Genomic DNA, 10,879 nt, shown 5'->3' with positions numbered 1-10,879 from the left:
CTCGCTTACCCTGCATGCGCTGAGCGTTGAAGACGGTATTCTGGCGCTTTGCCCCCCTGTCGCCGCCGCCGAACTGAAGCGCACCACCGGAATAAAGCGTGCCATAGCTCTCTGCGAGGTTGGCTACCTGACCGAGACCGGAAATGAATTCCTCTTTTTCCAGTGCCCCGAGCGGATGAATGAAGGCCGACCACAACACGTCCTTGGCGATGGCATAGCGCGCATCAAGGGCCGAGTCGAAATTGGCCTGAAGGACGCGCGTGAAATCTTCCTGGCTCATCTCGTCAAGCTTGCGTACGGGGGCGATGGCGCGCATGCGGTCGGCGGCCTCGTCGGTGATGATCATGATCTTCACACCGGCAATGGTCATCTGCCAGAAACGGCCGTTGGTCACCGACTCGGGGTCAAGCGCGCGGATGATCTCGTCCAGCCGGGCAAGGCTCATCCGGGGCGCGCCGGGTATCTCGGTTTCGGCTTGCGGGGCTGTGCCCTGTGCGGTGGCGTTTTGCGCGCTCAGGGCGAGGGTTGCGGCAAGAAGAAATCGGATCATCGACAGTCCTTTCATGGCTCTGTCGGTGATCGTGCCATAGCGGGCGCGGGGCCGCTATGGCACTCAGCAAAACGTGATCAGGCGAAGGTCTCGCCGAAAGTGCCGCGATAGATCGCGGAAAGTTCGGCCAAGGAAGCCTCGGCACCGCCGAATTTCACCGTGTTGCCGCCAAATTTGCCCACCGAATGCAAGGCCACCCCGGCCTGTCCGGCGGCAATCATGAGCGCTTCGGCCTGATCGAAGTTGCAGGCGATCAGATAGCGTGCCTGATCTTCGCCAAACAGCATCGGCGTGTCGCTGCTATCAAGCTGCACGCCGACCCCTGCGGCCTCGGCCAGCTCGAAGGCGGCAAGCGCAAGCCCGCCATCCGACAGGTCGGTACAGGCCTTGATCAGCTGGTTGTTGGCGCGGATGAAATCGCCGTGCCGTTTCTCGGCGGCAAGGTCGACGTGCGGCGCGTCGCCCTCGGACCGGTTGAACACCTCGGCAAGCAGGGCCGACTGGCCCAGGTGGCCGGTCGTGTCGCCCAGAACAAGCGCAACATGGCCCTCGCGGACCTCGCCGGTGATGGCGGTCTCGGGATCGGTGACAAGCCCCACGGCGCCAATCGTCGGCGTCGGCAGGATCGCGGTGCCGTCAGTCTCGTTGTAAAGCGAGACATTGCCCGACACGATCGGCATATCAAGTGCGCTACAGGCCTCGCCGATGCCCTTCAGCGCGCCGACGAACTGGCCCATGATCTCGGGTTTTTCGGGGTTGCCGAAATTGAGGTTGTCGGTCGAGGCAAGCGGTCTGGCGCCAAGCGCGGTGAGGTTGCGATAGGCTTCGGCCACGGCCTGTTTGCCGCCTTCGTAAGGGTTGGCGGCGACATAGCGCGGGGTCACATCGCTGGTGAAGGCCAAAAGCTTGTCGGTGCCATGCACCCGGATAAGCCCGCCGCCAAAGCCCGGCGTGCGGGCGCTGTCGGCCATGACCATGGTGTCATATTGCTCGTAGACCCATTCGCGCGAACAATAGTTCACCGATCCGATCAGCGCGCGCAGCCCGTCGATGGCATCAATCTGGGGCACATCGGCGGGATCAAGCGGGGTGGCTGGATCGGTGGCGACCCAGGGGCGGTCATATTCCGGCGCGCTGCCTGCCAGCGTGGCCAGCGGCAGATCGGCCTTGACCTCGTTGCCCTGCATGATCAGGAAACGGTCCTCGGGGATGGTTTCGCCAACGATGGCGAAATCGAGGTCCCATTTCTCAAACACCGCGCGCGCCTCGGCCTCAAGCTCGGGGCGCAGCACCATCAGCATGCGCTCCTGGCTTTCCGAGAGCATCATTTCATAGGCGGTCATGTTGTCTTCGCGCTGCGGCACATTATCGAGTTGCAGCTTGACGCCAAGCCCGCCCTTGTCGCCCATTTCCACGGCCGAACAGGTCAGACCGGCGGCGCCCATATCCTGAATCGAGATCACCGCGCCGGTCGCCATCAGTTCCAGCGTGGCTTCCATCAGGCGCTTTTCGGTGAAGGGGTCGCCAACCTGAACGGTGGGGCGCTTTTCCTCGATGCTCTCGTCGAATTCGGCGCTTGCCATGGTGGCCCCGCCAACCCCGTCGCGCCCGGTCTTGGCGCCGAGATAGACGACGGGCATGCCGACGCCAGACGCGGCCGAATAGAAGATCTTGTCGGCATCGGCCAGACCGGCGGCGAAGGCGTTCACAAGGCAATTGCCGTTATAGGCCGCATCAAAGCGCACCTCGCCACCCGCGCAGGGCACGCCAAAGCAGTTGCCATAGCCGCCGACACCGGCCACCACGCCATGCACGAGCTGGCGGGTCTTGTGGTGGGCGACCTCGCCAAAGCTGAGCGAGTTCATCGAGGCGATCGGGCGCGCGCCCATGGTGAAGACATCGCGCAGGATACCACCGACACCGGTCGCAGCCCCCTGGTAGGGCTCGATATAGCTTGGGTGGTTGTGGCTCTCCATCTTGAAGATCACGGCCTGGCCATCGCCGATATCGACGACACCGGCATTCTCGCCGGGGCCGCAGATCACCTGAGGGCCGGTGGTGGGCAGGGTGCGCAGCCACTTCTTGGAGGATTTATAGGAACAGTGTTCGTTCCACATTGCCGAAAAGATGCCCAGTTCGGTGAATGTCGGCTCGCGGCCGATGATCTCGAGAATACGGGCGTATTCGTCTGGTTTAAGGCCGTGGGCCTCGATCAGATCGGGCGTGATTGCCGGTTCCTGCATGTGACTGGAATCCCCTGAGTGGTGCGGTTGCGCGCTTCTTTAAAGCAAGCACGGGGCAGGGGGAAGGGGGACGACACAGCGCGATGGTCAAACCGTTGCGCAGGTGGCACTTGCGGGTGCCTCCGGCGGGGATATTTCAGGCAAGAAGAAGTCGGGGGTCAGGCATCGACCTTGACCTTGGGAAGAATATGCCGTTGCCTGCGCCGCAGAGTAAATGGGGGAGCGGGCGCATGGAATGTCTGGAAAATCCGTGGCGGGGCAAGGGCCTCTCGGCGGGCGTGTTGGCCGGGGCGCCGGTGCCAAGCACCGATGTGGAGGCGGTGACCGGGCTTTTGCGGCGGTGTCCGGCGGCGGGTGAGACCCCGCTTGTGCAACTGACGGGATTTGCGCCCGAGGTCTGGGTCAAGGACGAGCGCGGGCGCATGGGGCTTGGCAGCTTCAAGGCGCTTGGTGCGGCCTATGTGATCGCCCATGCGGCCGCCGAGACCGGGGCCGGGGATATGTCAAAGGCCTTGACCGGGCAGGTGTACGTGACCGCGAGCGCCGGTAATCACGGGCTGTCGGTGGCCGCCGGGGCGCGGATTTTCGGGGCGCGGGCAGTCATTTATCTCTCCGAGACCGTGCCGGAGGGCTTTGCCGAGCGCCTGCGCGCCAAGGGCGCCGAGGTGGTGCGCGAGGGCCCCGAGTACGAAGCCAGCATGGCCGCTGCGGCGCGCGCGGCGGATGCCAATGGCTGGACCTTGTTGTCGGACAGCTCCTGGCCTGCGTATTTCGAGATACCGCATCGTCTTATGGAGGGCTATCTTGCCCTTGCCGAAGAGGCTGCACGCCAGATGCCCGCACCGCCGACGCATATTTTCCTTCAGGCCGGGGTTGGCGGGCTGGCGGGGGCCTGTGCGGCGTGGTTCCGCCATGTCTGGGGCGATGCGCCGCAGATCGTGGTGGTCGAGCCCGATCGCGCGCCGGGCCTTTTGGAGAGCATCCGCGCAGGCAGGCCCGTGGAGGCAACCGGGCCGGTCTCGAACATGGGGCGGCTGGATTGCAAGGTGCCTTCGTTGATTGCCCTCGCCGGGCTTGCGCGTGATGCAGATCTGTTTGTGACCATCACCGACCAAGAGGCCGACGCGATCCTGCCCGCGCTGGCCGCTCAGGGGGCGGCGAGTACGCAATCGGGTGCCGCCGGCCTTGCGGCGATGACGGCGATGGACCTGCCCGAGCGCGCGCGGGTGCTCTGCGTTCTCAGCGAAGAGGCCGAGGCGTGACGCGCGGCTTTGCGCGGGGCGAATACGAGGCGCGGCTGGCGCGTGCGCAGACGGCGATGGGAAAGGTTGGCCTTGGCGCGATCCTTTTGACGACAGAGCCTGAAATCCGCTATTTCACTGGTTATCTGACGCGGTTTTGGGAAAGCCCGAGCCGCCCCTGGTTTCTTGTGGTGCCGCTGTCGGGACTGCCGGTGGCGGTGATCCCGTCGATTGGCGCGGCCCTTATGGGCCAGACATGGATCAGCGATATCCGCATCTGGCCCGCGCCGCGGCCTGCGGACGACGGCGTTTCGCTTTTGACCGAGACCCTGTGCGAGATCGGCGGCCCGGTGGGGGTGCCTTCGGGGGCTGAGAGCCATCTGCGCATGCCGCTGGCGGATTTCGAGCGCGTCAAGCGCGCCAGCGGGCTTGAGTGGCGCGATGACGGCGGGATCGTGGCCGCGCTGCGGGCGGTGAAATCCGAGGCAGAGATCAACAAGATCGCCCATATCTGCGGGCTTGCCGGGCGCGCCTTTGACCGGGTGCATGAGATCGCGGCGCCTGGTGTGCCGCTCTCGACGGTGTTTCGCGACTTTCAGCGCCTTTTGCTGGAGGAAGGCGCCGATTGGGTGCCCTACCTTGCAGGTGGCGCGGGGGCCGAGGGATATGCCGATGTGATCTCACCCGCATCCGAGGTGCCACTTGCCGCCGGGGATGTTCTCATGCTGGATACCGGGGCCGTTTGGGACGGGTATTTTTGCGATTATGACCGCAATTTTGCGATTGGCCACGCCACGGGCGCACAGCAGGGCGCGCATGCCCGGCTTGTCGATGCGACAGAGGCAGCCCTTGCAATTGCCCGAGCAGGCGCCAGAGCGAGCGATCTCTGGCGCGCTATGGCCGATATCGTCGGCGGCGGTGAGGCCGCCGGTCGATTGGGTCACGGGCTTGGTATGCAATTGACGGAAGGGCTGTCGCTGACGTCCCTTGATCATACGGTGCTTGAACCCGGAATGGTGATCACACTCGAACCGGGGGTTGACCTGGCTCCGGGGCGGATCATGGTACATGAAGAGAATATCGTGATCACCGAGGGTGCGCCGCGCAAGCTCTCGCCATTTGCAGGGCGTGACCTTCCGGTGATCTAAGGCCCCGATGTGACGCCATTCCAAAAGGCATCCCGCAATGACATGCCCAAATTGCAGGCAGCCAAAAAAAAGGCCGAGCACTAAGCTCGGCCATAGTCCAACAGGGAGGTATGATAGTGACCGGCCTTGCGGCTATCACTGTCATGTTGGGGAATTAAGGGCGCTCTGGCGTCCGATCAAGGGAAATAATGCCGCACATGCAGCATGCCCGCCATGCATCAATTGCATAGCTAATTCCGGCGCCGCCTAATGACTTAGCTAAGGGCCTGTTCTTTCAGCAGTTTACGGTAGGTGAAAATCTCTTCCTGAACGAAGTCACGGAAAGCGGCGATGCGCTTGGATTGGCGCAATTCTTCCGGATAGGCCAGGAACACCGGCACCTCGGTCGATTGCACCTCGGGCAGAACCCGTACCAGATCCGGAAAATCGTGGGTCAGGTAATCGGGCAGAACGCCGATCCCCAGATTGTGCAGGACGCCCTGAAGAACGCCGAAATAGTTGTTAACGGTCAGGATCGACTGAATGTCGTTGGTCATCAATTCATTGACCAGCATCGCCCCGGCGCCAACCTGGGCCGAGCGCGGGTTCTGACAAATCAGGCGATGCATATGCAGGTCTTCGATCGACTCGGGCATGCCGAATTTCTCGATATAGCCGGGGGTTGCGTAAAGGCACATATGCACGCTCATCAGGCGCTTGCGGATCAGGTCGGCCTGGCTTGGCTCTTTCATGCGGATGGCGACATCGGCCTCGCGCATCGGCAGGTCAAGTACGCGCTCTTCCAGCATCAGGTCGATCTTGAGGTCGGGGTATTTCTCGTAAAGCTTGGTCAGACGCGGCGCCAGCCAAAGGGTGCCGAAGCCGGTCGTGGTGGTGACGCGCAATTCGCCGAATACCTCTTCCTCGCTGTCGCGGATGCGGGCCGTCGCGGCGTCAAGCCGTTTGAGCATGGCGCGGGTGGCATCGAACAGAAGTTCGCCCTGTTCAGTCAGAATCAGGCCACGCGCATGGCGGTGAAACAGGGTGGCGTTCAGTGATTCTTCCAGCGCGCGAATCTGTCGGCTGACGGCGGATTGCGACAGGTGAAGGTGATCCCCAGCGTGTGTCAGGCTTCCGGCATCTGCCACGGCATGAAAGATTCTAAGCTTGTCCCAATCCATTATATTAACTTTCTGAGGATATCCGCGCTTGTTACGCAATAGCAGAAAACTCTTTCAAGTTTATAGTGGCACCATGATTTTTTTAATAAATGCCCTTGGTAGGTCATGAATTATGACCTAATATTGCTCTATATTGTGGCACAGTCCTCAAACCCCACGGAGGCACGACATGACCAAGCAACAGGTATCGCTTAACGATCGCTTCGATCTTGATAAATCACCGATTTTGCTGAACGGCACACAAGCGCTTGTGCGGCTTATGCTGATGCAGTCCGCGCGCGATCGGGCGGCGGGGCTGAATACGGCGGGTTATGTCACCGGCTATCGCGGATCGCCGCTTGGGGCGGTCGATATCCAGATGAACCGCGCGGCGAAGCCCCTGTCCGAGGCGCATGTGCGCTTCGAAGAGGGGCTGAATGAGGATCTTGCGGCAACCGCCCTTTGGGGCAGCCAACAGGCAGAGCTGCGTGGCGAGGGTAAATATGACGGGGTATTCGGCCTTTGGTACGGCAAGGGCCCCGGTGTCGACCGCTCTGGCGATGTGATGCGCCACGCCAATATGGCGGGCACCTCCAGAAATGGCGGCGTATTGATGGCCATGGGCGACGATCACACCGGTGAGTCCTCGACCGTGCTGCATCAGAGCGAGTGGGCGATGGTCGATGCCTATATGCCCGTGGTCAGCCCGGCGGGCGTGCAGGAAATATTGGATTACGGCATTTACGGCTATGCCTTGTCGCGGTTTTCGGGGCTATGGGTCGGGCTCAAGACCATGAAGGACACGGTCGAGGCCACCTCGGTGGTCGATGGCCGTCCCGACCGGATGCAGCTTGTCATCCCCGAGTTCGAGATGCCCGAGGGCGGGTTGAACATCCGCCTTGTCGACACGCCGCATGATCAGGAAACGCGGGTGATCGACCACAAACGCTTTGCCGCCGAGGCGTTCAGCCATGCCAACAAGATGGACAAGCGGGTCTGGGGCAAGCCGGGCGCCAAGATCGGTTTTGTCGCGGCTGGCAAGAATTGGCTTGATCTGGTGCATGCGCTTGATCTTTTGGGGATCGACGCCGCCGAGGCCGAGCGGCTTGGCCTTACCACTTACAAGGTCGGCCAGACCTTTCCTCTTGATATGCGTGGGTTCCACGACTGGGCCGAGGGGCTTGACCTCATTGTCGTTGTTGAAGAAAAGCGCAAACTGATCGAGGTGCAGATCAAAGAGGCGATCTTTAACGACCGCCACGGACGGCGGGTTTACGGCTGGCACAAGGGCGGCGGGGCCGGCTCGATGCACGGGCCAGAGCTTTTCCCGACGCGCGGCGCGCTTGACCCGATCCTGATCGCCGAAAAGCTTGGTGAAATCCTGATCGAGGAAGGGCGCGGCACCGATCGCATCAAGGCGGGGCTGTCATCACTGGCCGAGGCGCGGCGCAATGACAATGCCGAGGAAATAGCGACCCGCCTGCCGTATTTCTGTTCGGGCTGTCCGCACAACAGCAGCACCAAGTTGCCCGAAGGCGCGCGCGCCTATGCCGGTATCGGCTGTCATTACATGGTGCAATGGATGGACCGCGAGACCACCGGATTCACCCATATGGGCGGCGAGGGCGCCAATTGGATCGGCGAGGCGCCGTTTTCCAAGCGTGCTCACGTGTTCCAGAACCTTGGCGATGGCACCTATAACCATTCCGGCGTGCAGGCGATTCGAGCGGCCCTCGCGGCGGGAACGACGATCACCTACAAGATCCTCTACAACGATGCCGTGGCGATGACCGGCGGCCAGCCCAATGAGGGCGGGCTGGACGCGCCACGAATCGCCGCCGAACTGCGCGCGATGGGGGTGAAGCATCTGGCGGTTGTCTATGACGAGAAGGAAGAAATCGACCTTAAATCCTTTCCGCAAGAAATTGATTTCTTTGAAAGATCAGAGTTGATGGATGTGCAGAAACGGTTTGCCGGGATCGAAGGCGTTTCGGCAATCATCTATGTTCAGACCTGTGCGGCCGAAAAGCGCCGCCGCCGCAAGCGGGGCACCTTCCCGGACCCGGACCGCCGGGTGTTCATCAACACCGATGTCTGTGAGGGCTGTGGCGATTGCGGGGTGCAATCGAACTGTGTCTCGATCGTTCCGGTCGAAACCGAACTTGGCCGGAAGCGCGCGATTGATCAGTCGAGCTGTAACAAGGACTTCAGTTGTCTCAAGGGGTTCTGCCCCTCTTTTGTGACGCTTGAGGGGGCAGTGATCCGCAAGGATCAGACCGCCGATCTGGTCCTGCCGGACATGCCGATGCCCGACCTGCCCAAGATTGACGGCACCCATAACGTGGTGATCACCGGGGTTGGCGGCACCGGGGTGGTGACCATTGGCGCGGTTCTTGCGCAGGCCGCACAGATTGACGGCAAGGGCGCGGGCATGATGGAAATGGCTGGCCTCGCACAAAAGGGCGGCGCGGTGCATATCCATTGCCGCCTTGCGGAAACCCCCGGCGACATCAACGCAATCCGGGTGGCAACCGGCGAGTGTGATACCCTGATCGGCGGCGATCTTGTGGTCAGTGCCGGGGCGAAAACGCTTGGTCTGACACGGGCCGGGCGCACCGGCGCGGTGGTAAATCGCCACGAGATCATCACCGGAGATTTTACTCGCAATACCGAATTCCACCTGCCGACCGACCGGCTTGAACTGGCGCTTGAGGCGCGGCTTCGCGACGATGTGCAGCTTTTCGATGCCTCTGATCTTGCCAAGACGGTGATGGGCGATTCGATCTTTTCCAATATGATGATCTTTGGCGCCGCCTGGCAGCGCGGGTTTTTGCCGATCAGCCATGACGCCATTACACAGGCGATCACCCTGAACGGGGCGGCGGTCGAAAAGAACCTGCGCGCCTTTGAAATCGGCCGTTGGGCGGCGCTTTACCCCGGCGATGTCGAAACCATTCTTACCCCAACGGTGGTGCAAAAGCCCAAAACCCTTGCCGACAAGATTGCCTATCGCGCCGATCACCTGCGTGCCTATCAGGGCAAGGGCCATGCGAAACGCTATGAAAAGCGGCTGGCGGGGATCGAAGACGAGGCCGTGAAAGAGGCCGTCGCCAAGGGGTATCACAAGCTTTTGACCTATAAGGACGAATACGAGGTTGCGCGGCTGCATCTTGAAACAGAAGAAAAGGCGCGCGCCGAATTTGGAAATGATTTCAAGATGAAGTTTCATCTTGCCCCGCCGATCCTGTCGAAGATGGGCCCCGATGGCCGCCCTGTGAAACGCGAATTCGGGCCGGGCATCCTGCGCATGTTCCGTGTTCTGGCGCGCCTCAAGGGCCTGCGCGGCACGCCGCTTGACCCGTTCGGGCGCACGGCCGAGCGTCGCATGGAACGCGCGCTCATCAGGCAGTACGAGGCCGATATGGACGAGGTTCTGCCGCGGCTGAGTGCGTCAACCCGCGATGCCATCATTGCCCTGGCCGAGCTTCCGTTGTCGATCCGGGGCTTTGGTCCGGTCAAACAGGCCAATGAGGCCAAGGCCGCCAAACGCCGCGAAGAATTGCTTGGGGTGATCCGCGAAGGTGGCACGCCGATGGCGCAGGCCGCCGAGTAAACGTCACAAAACCGTCACGCGATCTGGTCACATCTGATGTATCGGCCTGAAACGCCCCGGACAGGACCACGCCATGCAACAGCCCCGCCAGATCGCACGTGACATCAGCTATGCCCACTCGGCCACAAGCCGGGGCGGGCGCGCCCTGATCCGTACCATGGAAAACCTCACCGGGCGGATCGGGTTGATCAAACGCGCGTCGGGCTATGAGGGCGACATCGCACAGGGGCGCGATTTCTGGCAGGTGATGGTTGCGCGCTATGGTCTCAGCCTTGAGGTGATCGCCGGATCGCTGGCCAATATCCCGCGCGAGGGGCCAGTCATCTTGATCGCCAATCACCCCTACGGCATTCTGGACGGGTTGATGCTTGGCCATATCCTTTGCCAGACCCGCGGCGATTTCCGCATTCTGGCGCATGAGGTATTCGGTCGGGCGGAAGATCTGAACCGGGTGATCCTGCCGATCAGCTTTGAGGGCAGCAAAGAGGCGGTGGCACTTAATCTGGCGACGCGCCGGGCGGCGCTTGACCATCTGGGGCAGGGCGGTGCGATCGGCATCTTTCCCGGCGGCACGGTAAGCACCGCCGCCACGCCCTTTGCCCGCCCGCTTGATCCGGGCTGGCGCGGGTTCACGGCGCGGATGGTGGCTAAATCCGGCGCGACCGTGGTGCCGGTGTTCTTTGATGGTCACACAAGCCGGATGTTTCAGATCGCGAGCCACCTGCATCAGACCCTGCGCATGGGCCTGTTGATCAAGGAATTTCACAAGCGGCTTGATACGCCGGTGCGCGTCGCCGTGGGCGAGCCGATCACGCGCGCCGAGATTTCGCGCCATGCCGGTGATACAAAATCCCTCATGGCGTTTTTACGCAGCAAGACGTATGAGTTATCGCCAGACCCGGTGAGTCCTTTGCAGGTCGGGTTCGATTTCGACTAACAAGCGCG

General features: G+C 62.0%; 7 protein-coding genes. 4 read left to right on the top strand and 3 right to left on the bottom strand.

Going from position 1 to position 10,879, the window contains the following annotated elements:
* Together QZ522_RS05785 and purL are read right to left on the bottom strand one after the other, a co-directional pair.
* On the bottom strand, nucleotides 1-550 hold a 550-nt coding region (locus QZ522_RS05785; protein ID WP_294608603.1), incomplete at its 3' end, for a hypothetical protein.
* 77 nt (nucleotides 551-627) lie between these two features.
* Complete coding sequence (gene purL, locus QZ522_RS05780; RefSeq protein WP_294608601.1) at nucleotides 628-2,793, bottom strand: phosphoribosylformylglycinamidine synthase subunit PurL; 2,166 nt, start codon at nucleotides 2,791-2,793, stop codon at nucleotides 628-630.
* 230 nt (nucleotides 2,794-3,023) lie between these two features.
* Here purL and QZ522_RS05775 point away from each other — a divergent pair, with 230 nt between their 5' ends.
* Nucleotides 3,024-4,055, top strand: a complete 1,032-nt coding sequence (locus QZ522_RS05775; protein WP_294608599.1) for a pyridoxal-phosphate dependent enzyme — start codon at nucleotides 3,024-3,026, stop codon at nucleotides 4,053-4,055.
* The gene (locus tag QZ522_RS05770) at nucleotides 4,052-5,182 is read left to right on the top strand and encodes a Xaa-Pro peptidase family protein (protein WP_294608597.1); all 1,131 of its coding nucleotides are present in this window, start codon (nucleotides 4,052-4,054) and stop codon (nucleotides 5,180-5,182) included. Before QZ522_RS05775 ends, QZ522_RS05770 begins: the two co-directional genes overlap by 4 nt.
* A gap of 254 nt (nucleotides 5,183-5,436) precedes the next feature.
* Here the strand turns inward: QZ522_RS05770 and QZ522_RS05765 are convergent, their stop codons facing one another.
* On the bottom strand, nucleotides 5,437-6,342 hold the full coding sequence (locus tag QZ522_RS05765; protein ID WP_294608595.1) for a LysR family transcriptional regulator: 906 nt from the start codon (nucleotides 6,340-6,342) through the stop codon (nucleotides 5,437-5,439).
* Between the two features lie 133 nt (nucleotides 6,343-6,475).
* Here QZ522_RS05765 and QZ522_RS05760 point away from each other — a divergent pair, with 133 nt between their 5' ends.
* Together QZ522_RS05760 and QZ522_RS05755 are read left to right on the top strand one after the other, a co-directional pair.
* Nucleotides 6,476-9,934: an indolepyruvate ferredoxin oxidoreductase family protein gene (locus tag QZ522_RS05760; protein ID WP_294608593.1), complete on the top strand. Its 3,459-nt coding sequence runs from the start codon at nucleotides 6,476-6,478 to the stop codon at nucleotides 9,932-9,934.
* Between the two features lie 73 nt (nucleotides 9,935-10,007).
* Nucleotides 10,008-10,871: a lysophospholipid acyltransferase family protein gene (locus QZ522_RS05755; RefSeq protein WP_294608591.1), complete on the top strand. Its 864-nt coding sequence runs from the start codon at nucleotides 10,008-10,010 to the stop codon at nucleotides 10,869-10,871.
* Nucleotides 10,872-10,879 lie beyond the last annotated feature (8 nt).

Origin of the sequence: uncultured Roseovarius sp. (assembly GCF_913054395.1) — a bacterium.
Lineage (GTDB): Bacteria > Pseudomonadota > Alphaproteobacteria > Rhodobacterales > Rhodobacteraceae > Roseovarius.
This window is presented reverse-complemented; position numbering and strand designations above follow the sequence as displayed.